The sequence below is a fragment of the Pseudomonas resinovorans NBRC 106553 genome (assembly GCF_000412695.1).
GTDB lineage: Bacteria > Pseudomonadota > Gammaproteobacteria > Pseudomonadales > Pseudomonadaceae > Metapseudomonas > Metapseudomonas resinovorans_A.
In genome coordinates this window covers 5,810,767-5,832,744 of the sequence record NC_021499.1, presented here as the reverse complement: position 1 = coordinate 5,832,744, position 21,978 = coordinate 5,810,767, and the positions used below count along the sequence as shown (strand labels likewise).

Here is a 21,978-nt window from a genome sequence, read left to right as displayed (position 1 = left end):
CGCAGTGAGGCCCAACGTGGGTGCGACTCCGCTGTGTTGGGCCTCGTTCCTCGGCCCAACCTACGACGTACTATTCCGGCGGCGTCAGGACGAGCAGCTGATCTCCAGGTGCTTGCCCCATTCCGGCGGACGCTCGGCGTAGGTTTCCATGCCGGGCTGCTCGTCGAAGGGCCGCGAAAGCACCGCGTGCAGCTGGCGCACCTCGCTGTAGTCGCCCTGCTGGGCGGCCTCGATGGCGCGCTGGGCCAGGTAGTTGCGCAGCACGAACTTGGGGTTCACCGCGTGCATGCGGCTCCGCCGCGCCTGCTGGTCGTCGCCGTCCCGCGCCGCGCGGGCCCGGTAGTCGGCGGCCCAGGCGTCGAATCCCGCCAGGTCGACGAAGTCTTCCCGCAGCTTGTTCAGCGCCTGTTCCGGTGCCTGCTCGCCGAGGCGGCGGAAGAACTGGCTGTAGTCCACCGCGCTGCCCTGCATCAGCTGCAGCAGGCGTTGCACCAGGGCTTCGTCCTGCTCGTCCGCCGAGGTGAAGCCCAGGCGGCGGCGCATCAGGTCAAGGTAATGGGCCTGGTAGAGCGGCAGGAACAGGTTGAGGGTTTCCCGCAGTTGCTCCACCTCGACGAAGGGCGTCAGGGCCTGGGCCAGGGCCGCCAGGTTCCAGTGGGCGATGGGCACCTGGTTACTGAAGCTGTAGCGACCGGTGTCGTCGGAGTGGTTGCAGATGTGCTTGGCATCGAAGTCGTCGAGGAAGGCGTAGGGGCCGTAGTCGAAGGTGATGCCGAGGATGGACATGTTGTCGGTGTTCATCACCCCGTGGCAGAAGCCGTAGGCCTGCCAGAGGGCGATCATGGCGGCGTTGCGCTCCAGCACCTCGCGGAAGAACGCGGCCCAGGGCTGCTCGGTTTCCAGGCACGCGGGGAAGTGGCACTCCATGACGTGCCGCCCCAGGGCCTCGAGTTGCTCGTGCTGGCGGGTGTAATAGAAGTACTCGAAATGGCCGAAGCGCACATGGCTGGGCGCCAGGCGCATGACCATGGCGCCGGTCTCGCGGCTTTCCCGGTACACCGGCGTGGAGGAACCGGTCACGCACAGCGCACGGCTGGTGGGGATGCCCAGGGCGTGCAGGTATTCGCTGGCGAGGAACTCGCGGATCGAACTGCGCAGCACGGCGCGGCCGTCGCCCATGCGTGAATAGGGAGTCTGGCCGGCGCCCTTGAGGTGCAGGTCCCAGTGCTCGCCCGCGTCGTTGAGCACCTCGCCCAGCAGCAGCCCACGCCCGTCGCCCAGGCGCGGGTTGTAGGCGCCGAACTGGTGCCCCGAATAGACCATCGCCCTTGGCTCGGCCTCGGACCAGAGCTTGTGCCCGGAAAACAGCTCGGCGAACACCTGGGTCTCGGCCTCGGCCGGATCGAGGTCGAGCAGGGCCATGGCCGACGGGCTGGCCACCACCAGGCGCGGCTCGGCGATGGGTTCGGGCAGCACCTCGGTGGAGAAGGCGTCGCCCAGGCGGGCGAAGCGGTTGTCGAACTGCAGTTGGTCGAGTGTCTTCATGGACTCAGCTTGTCATGCCGCCGGGTGGGCTGGAAGGGGGCTCAGCGAACCTCCGGCGTGGGGGTCTTGTCCCGTGCGGGCTGTTGCTCGGCGGCCGCTTCGCTCTCCTCGCCCACCGAATGCTCGGTCTTGCGGCTGAGGGTGACGTCCATCTTCGGCACGCTGGAGACGTTGATGTCGTGCTCCTGGAACAGCTGATCGACGCGCCGGTTCAGCTCGTCGGTGGCCAGGCCGCGGTCGCCCAGCTCGCGCACGTAGATCTTCAGCTCGTGCTCCAGGGTGCTGGCGCCGTAGGTCTTCAGCTGGACGTTGGGCGCAGGGTCGCGCAGCACGCGGGGGTTTTCCTGGGCGGCTTGCAGCAGCAGCTTGCGCACCAGTTCCAGGTCGGCGCCGCGGTTGACGTTGTACACCAGCACGATGCGGGTGACGGTGTCGGTCAGGGTCCAGTTGATCAACTGGCTGGTAAGGAAGGTCTGGTTGGGCACTATCACTTCCTTGCGGTCGCTGTCGGTGATGTGCGTGGCGCGGATGCGAATCCGGTTCACCGTGCCGGTGACGGTGCCGATGGTCACCAGGTCGCCGATGCGCACCGGGCGCTCGAACAGCAGGATCAGGCCAGAGATGAAGTTGGCGAAGATCGCCTGCATGCCAAAGCCGATACCCACCGAGAGGGCGGCCACCAGCCATTGCAGCTTGTCCCAGCTGACCCCGAGGGTCGAAAGCGCACTGACGAAACCGAGGCCGGCGATGGCGTAGGAGAGCAGGGTGGTAGTGGCGTAGGCGCTGCCCTGGGCCAGCTTCAGCCTCGACAGCACCAGCACTTCCAACAGGCCGGGCAGGTTGCGCGCCAGGGCGATGGTGATGCCGGCGATGATCAGCGCGCCGAGCACGTCGAGCAGGCTGATGGGCACCTGGGTGGCGGCGTCGCCGGTGCCGCTGGAGTACTGGTACAGGTTCACCTGGTCGAGGTAGGCGAGGACGCTGATCAGGTCGGCCCAGACCAGGTACAGCCCGGTGATGAACACGCCCAGCAGGGCCAGGCGAATCAGCCGCAGGGACTGCTCGTTGACCTTCTCGATATCCAGTACCGGCTCCTCGACGGCCACTTCCTCGCCTTCGGCGTTCTCCTTGGTCTGCGCCTGGCGCTTGGCGAGCACACGCTGGTAGGCCAGGCGCCGCGCCGCGACGGCCAGGCCACGGACGAAGGTGGCTTCCACCAACAGCACCACGATCAGCAGGTAGAGGGTGATGATCAGGCGGTCGGTAAGCTTGAGGGAGGTGTAGTAGTAGCCGAAGCCCACGGCGACGATGAAGCCCAGCGGCAGCAGGGTGAAGCCCACGCCGATGAGCAGGCGGAAGGGCGAGGTCTGCTCGCGCATGGGTTCGGCCAGCAGCAGGTTGCTCAGTACCAGGGTCATCAGCGTGTAGCAGCTGAGCACCACCATTATCCCGATGATGTCTTCGGCCAGGGCGGCGGGCTGGTGCTCGGCGACAGTGACGATGGCCACCAGGGCCATGACCACGCCGCCGAGGCGGCGGATCTGGCCACGCAGGAAGGCGACTTGCGGGCGGTCCCAGCCGAAGTGCAGCTCGGCGATGCCGCCGGGCGCGAGCACGCGGTAGAGGGTGTAGAACACCATCCAGGCCTGGGCCATCTCGAACAGCGCGGCACCCAGGGTCGCGTTCTGACCACGGGCGTCCATCTGCAGGGCATAGCCGCAGAGCGACAGCCCCAGGCCCACCGGCAACGCCAGGAGCACGGTCAACAGCAGGGCCAGCGGGGTGTGCAGCTGGCTGTCACGCTTGAAGTGGCCGACGTCCTGGTTGATCTCGTGGAGACGGGCGTGGATGTAGCGGCGTTTCCACAGCAGCGCGCCGATGGTCAGCAACAGTGGCAGGAACAGCCAGGGACGGTCCACCAGGCCTTCGCCCAGCTCGCGTACCCCTGCGCCCCAGGGCATTTCCTGCAGCTGCTTCTCCAGCAGGTGCGGTGCGGTTTTCAGCCAGGAGAGGTCCAGCGGCTTGTTGCTGGGAATCCAGAACATCTGCTCGTCGAGGGTGTTGCGCAGCGCCTGGGAGGTTTCCTGCAGCTGTTTCTGGTTGAGTTGCAGGGTGATGGATTCGTTGAGCAGCGTGTTCAGTTCGCGGCTGAGGCGATCGAGCAGTTCGCCACGGGTGCTGATCAGGTTGGTCAGGGTGGCGCGCAATTCAGGGGTGACCTGCTCCGCCGGCTGCTCGGCGAGCAGGTTGTCGACATAGGCTTGGGGATTGGCCAGCTTGTCGCGCTGCTGGTTGAGCTCGAACTGGTAGAGGCGGATATCGCCGATGTCGTTCGCCAGGTCCTTGTCCAGGTGCAGTTTGGGCAAGGCCTGCCGCTGCTGGTAGAGGATCTTGGACAGCAGCAGGCTGCCCTTGAGCACGCTGATCTGCTCTTCCAGGGCCTGGTCGGCCTGGCTGAGGTTGTCCAGCTGCTGGCGTGTCTGCAGGTTCTGCTGGGTCAGTTCATTGAGGCGGTCGGTGGCGCGCAGCAGGTAGTCGGACATCTTCAGGTTGATGTCGTTTTCCTTCGCCAGAACGCTGTCCGGCGTGGCCTTCTCGGCATCGCGGGAGAGCTCGGCGACGGTCTGCTCGGAACTTTCCCGGCGCATGTCGTTGATCAGCAGCTGCAGGTCCTGGGTTTCCTGTTCCAGGCGGCGGATGCGCTCGGCCAGCAGGTCGCGGCGGCTGTTGCCGAGATCCTGCAGCAGGCTGTTGCCGGCCAGTTCCTCGCGGCGCAACTCGGTCTGGGCGGCGAGGGCGGTCAGTTCGGCGTTGAGGAGGGGGCGCTGTTCCTCGGTAACGGCCTTGCCCGCGTCCTTGCCGGACTTGAGGATGATGCCGATCTGCTGGGTGCGCGTCTGATTGCTGCTGATCTCGGCCTGGGCGCGTTCCGGGCGGGTCTGGGAGGTGATGATCAGGCTGTTGGCTTCAGCCAGCGCCTTCTGCATCTCGGCCAGCTGGTTGCTGCGCTCGTCCAGCAGTTTTTCCAGCTGGGTGAGTTCGGATTTGCCGTAACGCTCTTTCACCGGCACCGGCGGGCTGCTCTTCAGGCGCGTCAGTTCGCGCTGGGATTCGCTGATCAGGCGGGGCGCATCGCTCAGCTGGCGCTTGAGGGCGGCGAGGCTCGCCTCGCTTTCCTGCTGGTTGGCGACGAAGGTCTGGGTCTGCTCCTCGATCGAGGGCTTGGCCGCGGCTTCGCCTTCGGCGGGCTTGCTGGCGGCGGGCGAGGCCTTGGGCAGGGCGGCGCCTGCGACGGGCGCGGCTTGCAGGTAAGTCGGGGCGAGGCAGAGGCCCAGCACGGCGGCAGCGAAAAAGGTGCGCAAGGAAGCAATCATCGCGATCAGGCAGCTCGGGTTCAAATGCGGCTAATGATATGCCAGGGCGCGCCTTGCGGGGCCGCCCGGCACGAGCGGTAGTGATTCGGGTTCGTGCGGGGGTGTACACGCGGAGTCCATGGCGGGGTGCCTGAAGGCTCGAAAATGGCCGTTCCAGAGCGGTCGCCCTAGAGGAATAGCCCCGGGCGACCCTGACCTTCGGGGAATTTGACGCCCACTTTGCGCACCTTGTTCCCTTCCATCAGAGCAACGGTCCAGGTCAGGCCGTTCCATTCCACCTGGTCGCCCACCACCGGCTCGCCGCCGATCTCGTGGGCAATGAAGCGGCCCAGGGGCTGGTGGCCGTCCTGCTCGCCCAGCTTGAGGCCGTAGAGCGAGGCCACGGCGGACAGCTGGGCGTCGCCTTCCAGCACGAAGTCGCCGAAGAAGCGCAGGTCCAGCCCGCGCTGCGGTGCCTGGCTGAACAGCTTGCCGAGTGACGGCAGGTCGTGTTCGTGGCCAACCACGCAGAGGATGTCGCCGGCTTCCAGGGTGGTACTGCCCGAGGGGTGCAGCAGTTCCTTGCCACGGAACAGCGCGGCGATGCGGGTCCCTTCGGGCATCTTCAGTTCACGCAGGGCCGCGCCGATGCACCATTTCTCGGCGCCCAGGCGGTAGACGAACAGTTCCCACTCGCTGGTGGGGTGTACTTCCAGGCCGGCGCGGGAGATGGGCGCCGGCTCCGGCGGCACGGTGACCCGCAGCAACCTGGCGGCCACCGGCAGGCTGGCGCCCTGTACCAGCAGGGAGACCAGGACGATGAAGAAGGCCAGGTTGAAGTAGAGCTGCGCGTGGGGCAGGCCGGCCATCATCGGGAACACCGCGAGGATGATCGGCACGGCGCCGCGCAGGCCGACCCAGGCGATGAAGACTTTCTCGCGGTTGTGGAAGGCGCGGAACGGCGCCAGGCCGACGAACACCGACAGCGGGCGGGCGACGACGATCATCCACAGGGCCAGGCCCAGGGCCGGGACGGCGATGGGCAGCAGGTCGTGGGGCGTGACCAGCAGGCCGAGGACCAGGAACATGCCGATCTGCGCCAGCCAGGCCATGCCGTCGAGCATGTGCAGGATGCTGTGGCGCGAGCGGATCGGCTGGTTGCCCAGCACCAGGCCGCAGATATAGGCGGCGAGGATGCCACTGCCATGCAGGGTGTTGGTCAGTGCGAAGATCAGCAGGCCGCCGCTGACCACCAGCAGGGGGTAGAGCCCGTTGGGCAGGTTGATGCGATTGATCAGGTTGAGCAGCAGCCAGCCGCCACCGAGGCCGACCAGGGTGCCGATGCCGAATTCGCGCAACAGGTGGCCGAGGAAGGCGAAGCTGAACTCGCTCTGCCCCTTTACCAACATGTCGATCAGGGTGACGGTGAGGAACACCGCCATCGGGTCGTTGCTGCCGGATTCGATTTCCAGGGTGGCGGTGACCCGTTCGTTGAGCCCTTTGCCGCCGAGCAGAGAGAACACCGCCGCGGCGTCGGTGGAGCCGACGATGGCGCCGATCAGCAGGCCCTGCATCATGTCCAGGTCGAACAGCCAGGCGGCGACCATGCCGGTCAGCCCGGTGGTGATCAGCACGCCCACCGTGGCCAGGGACAAGGCCGGCCAGAGGGCCACGCGGAAGCTCGACACCCGGGTGCGCAGGCCGCCGTCCAGCAGGATGATGGCCAGCGCCAGGTTGCCCACCAGGTAGGCCAGCGGGTAGTTGCTGAAGCCGATGCCGCCCGGTCCGTCGACGCCGGCGACCATGCCCACGGCGAGGATGATGACCAGGATCGGGATACCCAGGCGCGAGGAAACCGAGCTCACCAGGATGCTTGCGCCGACCAGCAACGCGCCGATCAGGAACAGGCTATTGATGGTGGCTGCATCCACGTGTCGAAGCTCCTGCAAAGTGTGGGGGGTGATGCTGGGAGGGGTGCATGCAGTGTGCATGCCAGCGGGATTCTAACCTGCTACCCGGAACGGGCCGCAAGCGTGGATTGGCATAAATTCGGAGGAATTTCCGGGGGGGTTGATGGTGGGAAGTTCAGGTCGGTTGGGAGGTTTTGTTGCCCGGCTCATTGCCGAGCGGGCGGCGGGTTTCTGTTTCGCCCTCCCGGGCGACTCCCTTTTACAGTCGCCTAAAAGGAAGCAAAACGCTTGCCCCTGCATCCGGCCCCGGCTTCGCCGGGGTCCCCTTGCTCCATCCTTGCTCCGGGGACACGGCGCGAGGGGCCATCCATGGCCCCGCGCGCCTCTCGCGGCATCCATGCCGCTCGTCCCCCTCCGCAAGGATTCCGCTCGGCCTCCTGAAGGGGCGCTTTGCGCGGCGTCATCTTCATTGCTTCATGTCAGGGCCGATCAGGCATCAGGACTACTTTACCTCGCCGGCGCGAGTCACCCCTCTCCATTCAGGGAGAGGGGCTGGGGCGGGCCGCGTTCGGAAGAGGGAAGCATCCGCAGACTGGGGGTCAGCCAGAACCATCACACAAAACGACCAATTCAGCGTGGGCACCTGCCCCCGGAATGAAAAAAGAACCAAAAAAAAGCCCCGCATGTGCGCGGGGCATGAAAACTAGAAATGGTTTCAAAACCAGCTGTCCTGCATCGCCAGGCAGGTGTCGTCGCGGGCTTCGAGCAGGGCCAGTTCGTGGTGGCAGCCGGGCACTTCCCAGGTGAGGAAGTAGCGCGCGGCCTGCAGCTTGCCCTGGTAGAAGTCGACGTCCGCCGGGTTGCCGAGGGCCAGGCCCTGTTCGGCGCGGATCGCCTGTTCCAGCCAGCGCCAGCCGATCACGGCGTGGCCGAAGACCTTGAGGTACAGCGCCGAGTTGGCCAGGGCCTGGTTGACCTTGCCCTGCATCAGGTCGCCGAGCAGCGCCAGGGTGACCTCGGACAGGCGCGTCATCAGCTGTTCCAGCGGCTGGCGCAGGGCGTTCAGGGAGTCGTACTCGGCGGCGCGCTCGCAGCAGCCCTGGATCAGTCGGGTCAGTTGCTTGAGGCCGGCGCCCTTGTTCTGCACCAGCTTGCGGCCCAGCAGGTCGAGGGACTGGATGCCGTGGGTGCCTTCGTGGATGGGGTTCAGGCGGTTGTCGCGGTAGTACTGCTCCACCGGGTACTCGCGGGTGTAGCCGTGGCCGCCGAGGATCTGGATGGCCAGTTCGTTGGCCTTGAGGCAGAACTCCGAGGGCCAGGATTTGACGATGGGGGTCAGCAGGTCGAGCAGTTCGTGGGCCTGGCGGCGCTCCTCCTCGGTGGCGAGGGTCTGGGTGTCGTCGAACAGCCGCGCGGAATACAGGCCGAGGTCGAAGGCGCCTTCCACATAGGCCTTCTGGGTCAGCAGCATGCGTCGTACGTCTGCGTGCTGGATGATCGACACCTGCGGCGAGGTCGGGTCCTTGCCGTCCGGTAGGCGACCTTGCGGGCGTTCGCGGGCGTATTCCAGGGAGTAGAGGTAGCCGGCGTAGCCGAGCATGACCGCGCCCATGCCGACGCCGATACGGGCTTCGTTCATCATCTGGAACATATAGGACAGGCCGGCGTGGGGCTGGCCGACCAGGTAGCCGACGCACTCGCCGTTATCGCCGAAGTTCAGCGCGGTGGAGGTGGTGCCCCGGTAGCCCATCTTGTGGAACAGGCCAGCGAGGATCACGTCGTTGCGCTTGCCCAGGGAACCGTCGTCGTTGACCAGGAACTTGGGCACGATGAACAGCGAGATGCCCTTCACCCCGGGCGGTGCGTCCGGCAGCTTGGCCAGCACCATGTGCACGATGTTCTCCGACAGCGGGTGGTCGCCGCCGGAGATGAAGATCTTGTTGCCCTTGATGCGGTAGCTGCCGTCGCCAGCCGGTTCGGCACGGGTGCGGATGTCCGACAGGGACGAGCCGGCGTGGGGCTCGGTGAGGGCCATGGTGCCGAAGAAGCGGCCGTCGATCATCGGCTGCAGGAAGCGCTGCTTCTGCTGGTCGCTGCCGAAGCTCTCGATCAGGTTGGCCGCGCCCATGGTCAGGAAGGGGTAGGCCGAGCTGCCGACGTTGGCCGCCTGGAAATGCGCGAAGCAGGCTTGCGACAGCAGGGTCGGCAGCTGCATGCCGCCTTGCTCGAAGCTGCGGGTGGCGTTGAGGAAGCCGGCCTCGAGGAAGGCATCCACCGCGGGCTTCACTTCCGGGATCAGGGTGGCGGCGCCGTTGACGTACTCCGGCTCATGCTCGTCGCCCTTGCGGTTGTGCGGGGCGAAGAATTTCTCGGCGATGCTGCGGGCGGTGCCCAGGGCGGCGTCGAAGGTTTCGCGGTTGTGATCGGCGAAGCGCTCGCGCTGGGTCAGGGCTTCGGCGTCCAGCACTTCGTAGAGTTCGAAGGCCAGGTTGCGGGAACTGAGCAGGGTCTCGGACATGGTCGCTCTCCGGTGGAATCAGCCGAGTCTAGGTCGGTGAATGAAAGCCGCCTACCAACATCGACGAGCGTGATAAAGGGGGTGAAGCCGTGGTGAGGCACGGACTGGTAGAATGCGGGCCTTGCGAGGACCTCCTATGAACTACCGCCATGCCTTCCACGCCGGCAACCACGCCGACGTGCTCAAACACTTCACCCTGGCCCGCCTGATCGCCCTGCTGTCGCGCAAGGAGGCCCCATTCGCCTACCTCGATACCCATGCCGGGGTGGGGCTGTACGACTTGTTGGGAAGTGAGGCCAGCCGCACCGACGAATGGCGCGACGGCATCGGCCGCCTCTGGGGCCTGCCGGACACGCCGGCGCCCATGGCCGACTACCTGGAGGTCATCCGCGCGCTGAACCCGGACGGCGAGCTGCGCTACTACCCGGGCTCGCCGGAAGTGGCGCGGCACCTGAGCCGGCCCCAGGACCGCCTGCGGTTGAACGAGAAGCACCCGGAAGACGGCCTGCTGCTGAAGGACAACATGGCCGGCGACCGTCGCGTGGCAGTGAACCTGGGGGAAGGCTGGCACGTGCCCCGGGCGCTGCTGCCGGTGCCGGAGAAGCGAGCGCTGATGCTGATCGACCCGCCCTTCGAGAAGGCCGACGAGCTGGAACGCTGCGTTACCGCGTTGCAGGAAGCCATCGGCCGCATGCGCCAGACAGTCGTGGCCATCTGGTACCCGATCAAGGACCAGCGTCAGCTCAAGCGCTTCTACCAGGGCCTGCAGGCCAGCGGTGCGCCCAAGCTGCTGCGCGTGGAGCTGCGGGTCCACGCCGTGGATAACGCCCTGGGGCTGAACGGCTCCGGGCTGGCCATCGCCAACCCGCCGTGGGGGCTCGAGGAAGAATTGAAGCAGACCTTGCCCTGGCTGGCGCAGCACCTGGCGCAGAGCCAGGGTGGTTGGCAAGTGGATTGGTTGATCGCGGAAAGCTGATCGCCGGATACGCAACGGGGCGGGTCAAGGCCCGCCCCGTGGGTTTTCACTGGCTGGCGGTTACTCCGGCAGGCAGACGCCGGTGCCGCCGAGACCGCAATAGCCGCCGGGGTTCTTGCCCAGGTACTGCTGGTGATAGGCCTCGGCGTAATAGAAGGTGGGGGCCTCGTCGATCTCGGTGGTGATCTCGCCGAAGCCGGACTTCTCCAGCTCGGCCTGGAAGTGTTCCTTGCTGGCCCGGGCGGCGCTGAGCTGGGCCGCGTCGTAGCAGTAGATGGCCGAACGGTACTGGGTGCCGACATCGTTGCCCTGGCGCATGCCCTGGGTCGGATTGTGGGCTTCCCAGAACACCTTCAGCAGGTTTTCGAAGCTGATCTGCAGCGGGTCGAACACCACCAGCACCACTTCGGTGTGGCCGGTGAGGCCGGAGCAGACTTCCTCGTAGGTGGGGTTCGGGGTGATACCGCCGGCATAGCCCACCGCCGTGGTCCAGACGCCGGGTTGTTGCCAGAAACGCCGCTCGGCGCCCCAGAAACAACCCAGGGCGAACTGCGCCATCGCCAGGCCAGTGGGGAAGGGACCCTGCAACGGGCGGCCACTGATGTAGTGGGCATTCGGCACCGGCATCGGCGTTTCGCGGCCCGGCAGGGCCTGGGCGGCCTCGGGCAGCTCGAGTTTGTGGGCGAGTATTTGCGAACGCAGGACCATCGGCCTTTTCCTCGGAATTGCAGTGGACCCCGATGTTACCCCGATTGGACCGGTGTTGATCAACGTCCGTTCAGGCGCCTTTGCGGCAGGGGTAGCGGCCGAGGTTCTCGAACAGGTGCTTGCCGGAAATCGGCTTGTCGAAGAGGTAGCCCTGGCCGACGTCGCAATGCTGGCGACGCAGGAAACCGAGCTGGGCGGCGGTTTCGATGCCTTCGGCGACGACCTTCAGCTTGAGCTTGTGGGCCATGGCGATCACCGCCGAGGTGATCTCCTTGTCGTCCTGGCTGTCGGGGATGTCCTTGATGAAGCTGCGATCGATCTTGATCACATCGATGGGGAATTTCTTCAGGTAGCTCAGCGACGAATAGCCGGTGCCGAAATCGTCCATGGCCAGGGTCAGGCCCAGGCTCTTCAGGCGGTTGAGCTGGTGGCGGGTATCGTCGGTGGCCTCCAGCAGCAGGCCTTCGGTGAGTTCCAGTTCCAGGCGCTCGGGCGGCAGTTGTTCCTCGTGGAGGATGGCGGCGATGGAGCCCACCAGGTCGTGGTCGCTGAACTGCTTGGGCGACAGGTTGATCGCCACCTGCAAGTCGCCGAGGCCCGCGGCGGTCAGGCGCTTGCTCATGCGGCAGGCCTCGCGGATCACCCATTTGCCGATGGGGATGATCATGCCGGTTTCTTCCGCCACGCTGATGAACTGGTCCGGGCTGATCATGCCCCGTTCCGGGTGGTGCCAGCGCAGCAGCGCCTCCATGCCCAGCAGGTTGCCGCTCTTGAGGCACAGCTTGGGCTGATAGAAGACTTCCAGCTCGTTCTGCGCCAGGGCCCGGCGCAGGTTGTTCTCGACGAAGAGCTTGTAGCTGGCCTCGGCGTTCAGGGCCTCGGTGAACAGCTGCAGCTGGTGCTTGCCGTTGGCCTTGGCCTTGTGCAGGGCCAGGCCCGCGTGCTTCATCAGGGTCTGCGGGTCGCGCCCGTGCTGGGGCGCGCAGGCCAGGCCCAGGGAGCCGGTCACGCTGATCAGCTGGTTGTCGACGAACAGGGGCTTGTCGAGGGTCTGCAGGACCTGGGCGGCGATGCGTTGGCCGCTCTCCAGGTCGGCGCCGTCCAGCAGCACGGCGAATTCGTTGCTGGCAAAGCGCGCGAGGATACCGTTGGGGGAGAGGCTGTTGCGCAGGCGCCGGGCCAGGCTCACCAGCAGCTTGTCGCCGGTCTGGTGGCCGAGGCTGTCGTTGATCCGCTTGAAGTTGTCGATGTCCACCAGCAGCAGGCAGAGCGGTGTGTCGCGGTCGCTGTGGAAGCGCTCTTCGAGGGTGCGGATGAAATAGGGACGGTTGACCAGCCCGGTGAGGTTGTCGGTGTAGGCCAGCTTTTCGATGCGCTGCTGGGCCAGCTTGCTCTGGGTGACGTCCTCGTAGATGCCGATGTAGTGGGTGAGCTCGCCTTCCTCGCCGAACACCTTGGATATCGACAGTTGGCCCCAGTAGGGCTCGAGGTTCTTGCGCCGGCTGCGGAACTCGCCCTGCCAGCTGTTGCAGGCGGCGAGGCCGGCGCTGGTGTCGAACAGCAGATCGCTGAGGTTCTCGAGCGCCGGCAGGTCGGACAGGCGACGGCCGTGGACCTCGTCGGCGCTGTACTGGGTAATGGCGGTGAAGCTCGGGTTGACGTACTCAACCAGGCCGTCGCGGTCCACCAGCAGGAAGGCGCTGGCGCTCTGCTCGACGGCGCGCTGGAACAGGTGCAGGGCGCTCGTGGCGTGGCGGCGCTGCTGGTTCACCAGCACTTGTGCGAACTGGTCGGCGAGCTCCCCGGCGAAGGCGATCTCGTCGCTCTGCCAGACCCGTGGCGCGCCGATGTGCTCCAGGCAGAGCACGCCGACCACTTCACCGCCGATGCGGATGCTGGCGTCGAGCATGGCGGTGACGCCCTGGGGCTTCAGGTAGCTCTGGGTCAGTTCGCGGGTGCGGGGGTCCTGCTGGGCGACATGGGCGTCGATGGCGCGGCCGCTGTGCAGGGCTTCGAGGTACAGCGGGTACTGGCTCATGTCCATGGCCCGCGGGTGCTCGTGGTGGTCCTCGTCGCGGCGGAACAGGCTGACGGCGGCCAGTTGGTTGCCTTCGAGCAGCCAGATGCCGGCGCGAGCCACGTCGTAGGTCTCGCAGGCGGCCTGGGTGATCAGTTGCGCCGCTTCCTCCGCCGGATGGCTGGAGCTGTAGCGGTGGCGCGCCAGGCGCACGATCAGGCTCTGCTGCGCGCGGGAGCGGATCAGGTGCTGGACATGGTCGTCCTGGGAGCGTTGGTAGTGCTCCAGGGAGGAGCGCAGCTTGTGGTTCTGCTCCTCCAGCTCGAGGTGCTTCAGGTTGTCCTTGTGGTCGGCGGCGTCGCCTGCCGTCAGCAGGTAGCCGTGCAACAGCTGGCGCCCGTGTTGCTGGAACGGCTCGCCCATCTCCAGCAGGCGCAAGGGGCCGTTGGGCGTATGCAGGGTGTACTCGATGGAGTAGTGGGGCTGCCTGGCCAGTTGCAGCTGCACGTCGTCGTGCAGGCGATAACGGCTTTCCGGCTCCATCAGGCTGGCATAGGGGGAATCGATCAGGGCGCAGAGTTCGCTGGCCGGCAGGCCGAGGTTGCGTTCGCAGGTCGGGTCCAGGTACAGCATCGCCCAACTGGCCTCATTGAGCCGCTCGAAACGCATCAAGCCCAGCCGCGAGGGGACAGGCAATTGCGTCACTATCTCGGCCACCGTACGGCTGGCGGCATCGGGATGGCTCTTCATCGGGCGCTGGGCTTCCACTTCCTGGCCGGTAGAGGGTCCGGCCTACTTCTTCAAAGCATCGGGCAAGGGTGCATCATGATGATGGCACTGGCAAGCACGCCGGCGATTGCCGCCGCGACGAGGGTGAAGGGGGTCTCATTCACCCATCACGAGCCGCCATGTCGGCCACTGGCACAATCTGCTTTGCGTAGGAGCGAATTCATTCGCGAAGGGCCGCCAGCGGCCCGTGTCCCCCGTCGCGAACGGGGTCGTTGGCCAAAAACAGCCAAAAAAAACCCCGCCTCAGGGGGGCGGGGTTGAGGTACGAGCGTGACGCGCTCGCGAATAGCAAGGTTTACAGCAGCATGGTGCGGATATCCGCCAGCACGTCGCCGAGACGCTTGGTGAAGCGCGCGGCGGCGGCGCCGTTGATCACGCGGTGGTCGTAGGACAGCGACAGCGGCAGCATCAGGCGCGGCTGGAAGGCCTCGCCGTCCCATACCGACTGCATCGCGGCCTTGGAGACACCGAGGATCGCCACTTCGGGCGCGTTGACGATCGGCGTGAAGCCGGTGCCGCCAATGTGGCCGAGGCTGGAGATGGTGAAGCAGGCGCCCTGCATGTCGTCGGCCGAAAGTTTCTTGGTCCGGGCTTTTTCCGCCAGGGCCGCGGCTTCGGCAGCCAGTTGCAGCAGGCTCTTCTGGTCGACGTTCTTGATCACCGGTACCAGCAGGCCATCCGGCGTGTCCACGGCGAAGCCGATGTGCACGTACTTCTTGCGGATCAGTGCCTTGCCGCTGGGGGCCAGGGAGCTGTTGAAGTCCGGCAGTTCCTTGAGCAGGTAGGCGCAGGCCTTGAGCAGCAGTGGCAGGACGGTCAGCTTGACGCCAGCCTTCTCGGCCACGGCCTTCTGGGCTACACGGAAGGCTTCCAGCTCGGTGATGTCGGCCGAATCGAACTGGGTCACGTGGGGCACGTTGAGCCAGCTGCGATGCAGGTTGGCGGCGCCGACCTGCATCAGGCGGGTCATGGCCACTTCTTCGATTTCACCGAACTTGCTGAAGTCCACCACCGGGATCGGCGGGATGCCGGCACCGCCGGTTGCGCCGGCGGCGGCAGCGGCCGGAGCTTCCTTGGCCTTCTGCATCATGGCCTTGACGTAGGCCTGCACGTCTTCCTTGACCACACGGCCATGGGGGCCGGTGGCCGGCACGGCGCTCAGCTCGACGCCGAACTCGCGGGCCAGCTGGCGAACCGCAGGGCCGGCATGGACCTTGGCGCCGCTGGAGCGTGCCGGTACGCCGGTGGTGCTCGCGGCGGCAGCGGCCAGGGAAGCGATGGCGCTGACCTCGGCGGCAGCGACCGGATGGGCGCCTTCCGGAACGCGGTGCACCGGCTGCTCGGCGGCTTGGGCCGGAGCGGCTGCCGGTGCTGCGCCCGCGACCTTGAGCTTGAGGATCAGGTCGCCGGTGCTGACTTCGCTGTCCAGCTTGACCTCGACGCTCTCCACCACGCCGGCGGCGGGGGAGGGGATCTCCATGGAGGCCTTGTCGGACTCCAGGGTGATCAGCGACTGCTCGGCGGAGACGCTGTCGCCAGCTTTCACCAGCACTTCGATGACCTTGACCTTGCCATCGGTGCCGATGTCCGGGACGCGGACGTCCTGGACGCTGGAACCGGTGGCGACCGGTGCGGCTGCGGCGGGAGCGGGAGCTGCGGCAGGGGCTGCGGCCTGGGCCGGTGCCGGTGCTGGTGCCTGCGCGGCGCCAGCAACCTTGAGCTTGACGATCAGGTCACCGGTGCCGACTTCGGCGTCCAGTTGCACGACCACGCTCTCCACCACGCCAGCGGCGGGGGAGGGGATCTCCATGGAGGCCTTGTCGGACTCCAGGGTGATCAGGGACTGCTCGGCGGCGACGGTGTCACCGGCCTTCACCAGGACTTCGATGACCTTGACCTTGCCGTCGGTGCCGATGTCCGGAACGAAGACGTCCTGCACGCTGGAGCCGGTGGCGGCCGGAGCGGCAGCCGGAGCCGGCGCCGCAGCGGGTTGCGCTTCGGCCTTGGGTGCGGCGGCGGGAGCCTGCGCGGGCGCCGCGGCGGCGGCACCCTCGACTTCCAGCTCCAGCAGTTCGTCGCCTTCCTTCAGGCGGTCGCCCAGCTTGACCTTCAGGCTCTTGACCACGCCGGCCTTGGGGGCCGGGATTTCCATGGAGGCCTTGTCGGACTCCAGGGTCAGCACGCTCTGGTCGGCTTCGATGCGGTCGCCAACCTTGACGAACAGCTCGATCACTTCACCTTCGCCGCCGCCGATGTCGGGTACGCGAATCAATTCACTCACAATGCGTCTCCTCAGCAGTCCAGCGGGTTGGGTTTTTCAGGATCGATACCGAACTTGGCGATGGCTTCGGCCACTACCTTGGGTTCGATCTCGCCGCGGTCTGCCAGGGCTTCCAGGGTCGCCAGGACTACCCAGTTGCGGTCCACTTCGAAGAAGTGGCGCAGTTTCTTGCGGCTGTCGCTGCGGCCGAAGCCGTCGGTGCCGAGGACCTTGTATTCCTTGCTCGGGACCCACTGGCGGATCTGGTCGGCGAACAGCTTCATGTAGTCGGTGGAGGCCACGACCGGACCTTTGCGGCCGGACAGGCACTGCTCGACGTAGGTCTGCTTGGGCTTCTGCTCCGGATGCAGGCGGTTGTGACGCTCGACCGCCAGGCCTTCGCGGCGCAGTTCGTTGAAGCTGGTGACGCTCCAGACGTCGGCGGCGACGTTGAACTCTTCGCGGAGGATCTTCGCCGCTTCGCGGACTTCGCGCAGGATGGTGCCCGAACCCAGCAGTTGCACGTGGTGCGCGGCGTCCTTCTTGTCCTCTTCGAGCAGGTACATGCCCTTGATGATGCCTTCCTCGGCGCCGGCCGGCAGGGCGGGCTGCTGGTAGGCCTCGTTCATCACGGTGATGTAGTAGAAGACGTTCTGCTGCTCTTCGGTCATCTGGCGGATGCCTTCACGCACGATCACCGCCAGCTCGTAGCCGTAGGTGGGGTCGTAGGTGCGGCAGTTGGGGATGGTGGCCGCCATGATGTGGCTGTGACCGTCCTCGTGCTGCAGGCCTTCGCCGTTCAGGGTGGTACGGCCCGAGGTGCCGCCGATCAGGAAGCCGCGGGTGCGGCTGTCGCCGGCCGCCCAGGCCAGGTCGCCGATACGCTGGAAGCCGAACATCGAATAGAAGATGTAGAACGGCAGCATCGGCTGGTTGTGGTTGCTGTAGGAGGTGCCGGCAGCGATGAAGGAGGACATGGCGCCCGCTTCGTTGATGCCTTCTTCGAGGATCTGGCCCTTCTTGTCCTCCTTGTAGAACATCACCTGGTCCTTATCCACCGGCTCGTAGAGCTGGCCGACCGAGGAGTAGATGCCCAACTGGCGGAACATGCCTTCCATGCCGAAGGTGCGGGCTTCGTCCGGGATGATCGGGACGATGCGCTGGCCCAGTTCCTTGTCCTTGACCAGCTGCGCCAGGATGCGCACGAAGGCCATGGTGGTGGAGATTTCACGATCGCCGGAGCCGTCGAGGATGGCCTTGAGGGTTTCCAGTGGCGGCGTCGGGATGCTGAAGCTGTTGACCCGGCGCTGCGGCACGTAGCCGCCCAGCGCGGCGCGGCGGCCGTGCAGGTACTTGTACTCGGCGCTGCCTTCCTGCGGACGGTAGAAGGGCAGTTTCTCCAGGTCGGCGTCGTTGACCGGGATGTCGAAGCGGTCGCGGAACTGCTTCAGGCTCTCGACGTCGACCTTCTTGGTGTTGTGGGCGGTGTTCTGCGCTTCGCCCGCGCCGGTGCCGTAACCCTTAATGGTCTTGGCCAGGATGACGGTGGGCTGGCCCTTGTGGTTGACCGCCTGGTGGTAGGCCGCATAGACCTTGTAGGGGTCGTGGCCGCCACGGTTGAGCTTCCAGATCTCGTCATCGGACAGGTCCTTGACCATGTCCTTGAGCTCCGGGCTGTTGAAGAAGTTGTCGCGGACGTACGCGCCGTCCTTGGCCTTGTAGTTCTGGTACTCGCCGTCGACCACTTCGTCCATGCGGCGCTGCAGGGCGCCAGTGGTGTCCTTGGCGAACAGCGGGTCCCAGAAGCGGCCCCAGACCACCTTGTTGACGTTCCACTGGGCGCCGCGGAAGACGCCTTCGAGTTCCTGGATGATCTTGCCGTTGCCGCGAACCGGGCCGTCGAGGCGCTGCAGGTTGCAGTTGATGACGAAGATCAGGTTGTCCAGCTTCTCGCGGCCGGCCAGGGAGATGGCGCCGAGGGATTCGGGCTCGTCGCACTCGCCGTCGCCCATGAAGCACCAGACCTTCTGCTTGCCGGCGGGGATGAAGCCGCGGCTTTCCAGGTACTTCATGAAGCGCGCCTGGTAGATCGCCTGGATCGGGCCGAGGCCCATGGACACGGTGGGGAACTGCCAGAAGTCCGGCATCAGCCAGGGGTGCGGGTAGGAAGACAGGCCCTTGCCGTCCACTTCCTGGCGGAAGTTGATCATCTGGTCTTCGGTGATGCGGCCTTCGAGGAAGGCGCGGGCGTAGATGCCGGGGGAGGCGTGGCCCTGGTAGAAGATCAGGTCGCCGCCGTGCTCCTCGGTGGGAGCCTGGAAGAAGTAGTTGAAGCCGATGTCGTACAGGGTGGCCGAGGACGCGAAGCTGGAAATGTGACCGCCCAGGTCCGGGTCGTTCAGGTTGGTGCGCATCACCATGGCCAGGGCGTTCCAGCGCACCATGGAGCGGATGCGGCGTTCCATGAACAGGTCGCCGGGCATGCGTGCTTCATGGGTGACGGGAATGCTGTTGCGATACGGCGTGGTGATGGCGTACGGCAGTTGGGTACCGCTGCGGGTCGCCAGCTCACCCATGCGGGTCAGCAGGTAGTGCGCGCGATCTTCGCCTTCTTTGTCGAGTACAGATTCCAGGGAATCCAGCCATTCCTGGGTTTCGACGGGATCGAGGTCTTGCATGGCTTGCTCCAGGGCGGAAAGGCTTCCAGAATCGGATGCCAGTGGTCACGGCCGGCCTTGTGGGGCGGTCGCGGCGAAATTCTTGTTGCCGGGGGTAGAACCGGGCTCGTGTAGTTTTACTACAAATCGACGAAGGTTTCAGCCCTCTGGATACAATCTTTAGTAGTAAAACTACAGACTATGCGGTGTGGTCAGCTGGAAGCCCCGCTCTAGAGCTGTTCCGCCACCGCTGCGTCAACTGCGGGCGTAGCCTCGGCCCGCAGCCCATAAAGGATAGACCATGAGCCTGCCGCCGCTGGCCGCCCTCCCGGCCAACCTCCAGCCCAGCGCCGATCGCGCGCTTTTCACCTTCCGCAGCGCCCTTGCCGAGCACGACCAGGCATTCGCCGATTGGCCCGATGAGCGGCAGGAGGCCTTCGCCCGCGTCGCCGCCGCCAGTGATTTCGTTGCCGAGCAGTCCCAGCGTGATCCGGCCATGCTGCTGGCGCTGGCCGCCTCCGGTGAACTCGAACGGTCCCTGGCGTCCGGCGAATTGCGTGCCCAGGTCGCCGAACTGCTGGAAGACTGCACGGAGGAGGACGACCTCGGTCGCCGCCTGCGCCGCTATCGTAATCGCCAGCAGTTGCGCATCATCTGGCGCGACCTGACGCGCCAGGCCGACCTGGCGGAAACCTGCCGCGACCTGTCCGACCTGGCGGATGCCAGCATCGACCTGGCCTACCACTGGCTCTACAGCCGCCATTGCGCGCAGTTCGGCACACCTATCGGCCATCGCTCCGGCCAACCGCAGCACCTGGTGGTACTGGGCATGGGCAAGCTGGGTGCCTTCGAGCTGAACCTGTCCTCGGACATCGACCTGATCTTCGGCTACCCCGAGGGCGGCGAGACCGAAGGGGCCAAGCGCGCCCTGGACAATCAGGAGTTCTTCACCCGCCTCGGCCAGCGGCTGATCAAGGCGCTGGACGCCATCACCGTCGACGGTTTCGTCTTCCGGGTGGACATGCGCCTGCGCCCCTACGGCTCGTCCGGTCCGCTGGTGTTCAGCTTCAACGCCCTGGAGCAGTACTACCAGGACCAGGGGCGCGACTGGGAACGCTACGCGATGATCAAGGCGCGGGTGGTGGGCGGCGACCAGGCCGCCGGCGCCCAGTTGCTGCAGATGCTCAGACCCTTCGTCTACCGCCGCTACCTGGACTTCTCCGCCATCGAGGCGCTGCGTTCGATGAAGCAGCTGATCCAGCAGGAAGTGCGGCGCAAGGGCATGACCGAGAACGTCAAGCTCGGCTCCGGCGGTATCCGCGAGGTGGAGTTCATCGCCCAGGCCTTCCAGCTGATCCATGGCGGCCGCGACCTCAGCCTGCAGCAGCGACCCTTGCTGAAGGTGCTGGATACCCTGGAGGGCCAGGGCTACCTGCCGCCGCCGGTGGTGGCGGAAATGAAGGAGGGCTACGAGTTCCTCCGCTATACCGAGCACGCGCTGCAAGCCATCGCCGATCGCCAGACCCAGATGCTGCCGGATAGCGACCTGGATCGCGCCCGCGTCGCCTTCATCATGGGCTTCGATGATTGGGCGGCCTTCCACGAGCGCCTGATGCACTGGCGCGGCCGGGTGGAATGGCACTTCCAGCAGGTGATCGCCGATCCCGATGAAGAAGAGGGCGGCGGCAGCGAAGGCTGCATCGGTGGCGAATGGCTGCCGCTGTGGGAAGAGGCCCTGGACGAGGAAAGTGCCTGTCGCCAGCTGGGCGAGTCCGGCTTTGCCGAGCCCGCCGTGGCCTGGCGCCGTCTCACCGACCTGCGCAACGGACCGCAGGTGCGCGCCATGCAGCGGCTCGGCCGCGAGCGCCTGGACGCGTTCATCCCACGCCTGCTCAACCTGACCGCGGAGCACCGCAATCCCGACCTGGTGCTGGAACGGGTGCTGCCGATGGTGGAAAAGGTGGCGCGGCGTTCCGCCTACCTGGTGCTGCTGACCGAGAACCCCGGTGCCCTGCAGCGCCTGATCGAGCTGTGCGGCGCCAGCCCCTGGATCGCCGAGCAGATCACCCGTTTCCCGCTGCTGCTCGACGAGTTGCTCAACGAGGGCCGCCTCTACCGTCCGCCATTGGCGCCGGAGCTGGCCGCCGAGCTGCGCGAGCGCCTCACGCGGATTCCCGAGGATGACCTGGAACAGCAGATGGAGGCCCTGCGTCACTTCAAGCTGGCCCACAGCCTGCGCGTCGCGGCCTCGGAAATCGCCGGCACCCTGCCGTTGATGAAGGTCAGCGACTACCTGACCTGGCTGGCCGAGGCCATTCTCGACCAGGTGCTGGCGCTGACCTGGCGCCAGACCGTGGCCAAGTACGGCACGCCCAAGCGCGCCGATGGCAGCCTCTGCGATCCGGACTTCGTCATCGTCGGCTACGGCAAGGTGGGCGGCCTGGAGTTCGGCCATGGCTCCGACCTGGACCTGGTGTTCATCCACGACGGCGACCCCCAGGCCGAGACCGACGGCGCCAAGCCCATCGACGGCGCGCAGTTCTTCACCCGGCTGGGGCAGCGCATCATCCACCTGCTGACCACCCAGACCACCTCCGGCGCACTCTACGAGGTGGACATGCGCCTGCGTCCTTCCGGCGCGGCGGGCCTGCTGGTCAGTTCCCTCGGCGCCTTCCAGCGCTACCAGGAGAACGAGGCCTGGACCTGGGAACACCAGGCGCTGGTGCGTGCGCGGGTGCTGGTGGGGTCGCCCCGGGTCGCCAGCGCCTTCGAGCAGGTGCGCCTGGCCGTGCTCGGTCGCGAGCGCGACCTGGACAAGCTCAGGGCCGAGGTCAGCGAGATGCGGGCGAAGATGCGCGGCAACCTGGGGACCCGCGAAACCGCAGCCGGAAGTGGCCCGAATGCCTTCGAGGCCGCGGCCTCCTTCGATCTGAAGCAGGATGCCGGCGGTATCGTCGATATCGAATTTATGGTGCAATATGCCGCCCTGGCCTGGTCGCGACAGCACCCTTCGCTGGTCCGTTACACCGATAACATCCGCATTCTGGATGGCCTGGAGCAGGCAAGCCTGCTGGCCGGCGACGAGGTTCGCCTGCTGCAGGAAGCCTACAAAGCCTATCGTTCAGCGGCTCACCGCCAGGCGCTGCAAAAGCAGCCGGGGGTGGTGAGTGGGGATCAGTTCCATGCGGAGCGCCGAGGCGTGATGCGGATCTGGCGCGAGTTGGGCTTGAACTGACTCGAATGGC

10 protein-coding genes are annotated in these 21,978 nt (G+C 66.2%); 2 read left to right on the top strand and 8 right to left on the bottom strand.

Annotated elements, in window-relative coordinates:
- Nucleotides 1–84: 84 nt before the first annotated feature.
- The 4 genes from selO to PCA10_RS26165 form a co-directional block, all read right to left on the bottom strand.
- The gene (selO, locus tag PCA10_RS26180) at nucleotides 85–1,545 is read right to left on the bottom strand and encodes a protein adenylyltransferase SelO (protein ID WP_016495106.1); all 1,461 of its coding nucleotides are present in this window, start codon (nucleotides 1,543–1,545) and stop codon (nucleotides 85–87) included.
- A gap of 41 nt (nucleotides 1,546–1,586) precedes the next feature.
- On the bottom strand, nucleotides 1,587–4,919 hold the full coding sequence (mscK, locus tag PCA10_RS26175; RefSeq protein WP_051148096.1) for a mechanosensitive channel MscK: 3,333 nt from the start codon (nucleotides 4,917–4,919) through the stop codon (nucleotides 1,587–1,589).
- Between the two features lie 167 nt (nucleotides 4,920–5,086).
- Nucleotides 5,087–6,829 carry a potassium/proton antiporter gene (locus PCA10_RS26170; protein WP_016495104.1) on the bottom strand — a complete coding sequence of 581 codons (1,743 nt, stop codon included), beginning with the start codon at nucleotides 6,827–6,829 and terminating at the stop codon, nucleotides 5,087–5,089.
- 694 nt (nucleotides 6,830–7,523) lie between these two features.
- Nucleotides 7,524–9,326: an acyl-CoA dehydrogenase gene (locus tag PCA10_RS26165; RefSeq protein ID WP_016495103.1), complete on the bottom strand. Its 1,803-nt coding sequence runs from the start codon at nucleotides 9,324–9,326 to the stop codon at nucleotides 7,524–7,526.
- A 136-nt stretch (nucleotides 9,327–9,462) separates the two neighbouring features.
- Here PCA10_RS26165 and PCA10_RS26160 point away from each other — a divergent pair, with 136 nt between their 5' ends.
- Nucleotides 9,463–10,302 carry a 23S rRNA (adenine(2030)-N(6))-methyltransferase RlmJ gene (locus PCA10_RS26160; protein WP_016495102.1) on the top strand — a complete coding sequence of 280 codons (840 nt, stop codon included), beginning with the start codon at nucleotides 9,463–9,465 and terminating at the stop codon, nucleotides 10,300–10,302.
- A 60-nt stretch (nucleotides 10,303–10,362) separates the two neighbouring features.
- Here PCA10_RS26160 and msrA read toward each other — a convergent pair whose 3' ends face one another.
- The 4 genes from msrA to aceE form a co-directional block, all read right to left on the bottom strand.
- Nucleotides 10,363–11,010, bottom strand: coding sequence for a peptide-methionine (S)-S-oxide reductase MsrA (gene msrA / locus PCA10_RS26155; RefSeq protein WP_016495101.1), 648 nt, complete (start codon nucleotides 11,008–11,010; stop codon nucleotides 10,363–10,365).
- Between the two features lie 70 nt (nucleotides 11,011–11,080).
- Nucleotides 11,081–13,777: a sensor domain-containing protein gene (locus PCA10_RS26150; RefSeq protein WP_016495100.1), complete on the bottom strand. Its 2,697-nt coding sequence runs from the start codon at nucleotides 13,775–13,777 to the stop codon at nucleotides 11,081–11,083.
- 334 nt (nucleotides 13,778–14,111) lie between these two features.
- The gene (gene aceF, locus PCA10_RS26145) at nucleotides 14,112–16,097 is read right to left on the bottom strand and encodes a dihydrolipoyllysine-residue acetyltransferase (RefSeq protein WP_016495099.1); all 1,986 of its coding nucleotides are present in this window, start codon (nucleotides 16,095–16,097) and stop codon (nucleotides 14,112–14,114) included.
- An 11-nt stretch (nucleotides 16,098–16,108) separates the two neighbouring features.
- Nucleotides 16,109–18,754 (bottom strand): pyruvate dehydrogenase (acetyl-transferring), homodimeric type, encoded by a 2,646-nt coding sequence (gene aceE / locus PCA10_RS26140; protein WP_016495098.1) that lies wholly within the window; start codon nucleotides 18,752–18,754, stop codon nucleotides 16,109–16,111.
- 280 nt (nucleotides 18,755–19,034) lie between these two features.
- On the opposite strand from aceE, the gene glnE reads away from it, so the two are divergent.
- Nucleotides 19,035–21,968, top strand: coding sequence for a bifunctional [glutamate--ammonia ligase]-adenylyl-L-tyrosine phosphorylase/[glutamate--ammonia-ligase] adenylyltransferase (gene glnE / locus PCA10_RS26135; RefSeq protein WP_016495097.1), 2,934 nt, complete (start codon nucleotides 19,035–19,037; stop codon nucleotides 21,966–21,968).
- Nucleotides 21,969–21,978 lie beyond the last annotated feature (10 nt).

What these genes read in the sequence shown, in the direction of transcription:
- PCA10_RS26150 (WP_016495100.1), bottom strand. Translation starts at nt 13,777, where the DNA reads ATGAAGAGCCATCCCGATGCCGCCAGCCGTACGGTGGCCGAGATAGTG.
- aceE (WP_016495098.1), bottom strand. Translation starts at nt 18,754, where the DNA reads ATGCAAGACCTCGATCCCGTCGAAACCCAGGAATGGCTGGATTCCCTG.
- glnE (WP_016495097.1), top strand. Translation starts at nt 19,035, where the DNA reads ATGAGCCTGCCGCCGCTGGCCGCCCTCCCGGCCAACCTCCAGCCCAGC.
- selO (WP_016495106.1), bottom strand. Translation starts at nt 1,545, where the DNA reads ATGAAGACACTCGACCAACTGCAGTTCGACAACCGCTTCGCCCGCCTG.
- PCA10_RS26165 (WP_016495103.1), bottom strand. Translation starts at nt 9,326, where the DNA reads ATGTCCGAGACCCTGCTCAGTTCCCGCAACCTGGCCTTCGAACTCTAC.
- mscK (WP_051148096.1), bottom strand. Translation starts at nt 4,919, where the DNA reads ATGATTGCTTCCTTGCGCACCTTTTTCGCTGCCGCCGTGCTGGGCCTC.
- msrA (WP_016495101.1), bottom strand. Translation starts at nt 11,010, where the DNA reads ATGGTCCTGCGTTCGCAAATACTCGCCCACAAACTCGAGCTGCCCGAG.
- PCA10_RS26160 (WP_016495102.1), top strand. Translation starts at nt 9,463, where the DNA reads ATGAACTACCGCCATGCCTTCCACGCCGGCAACCACGCCGACGTGCTC.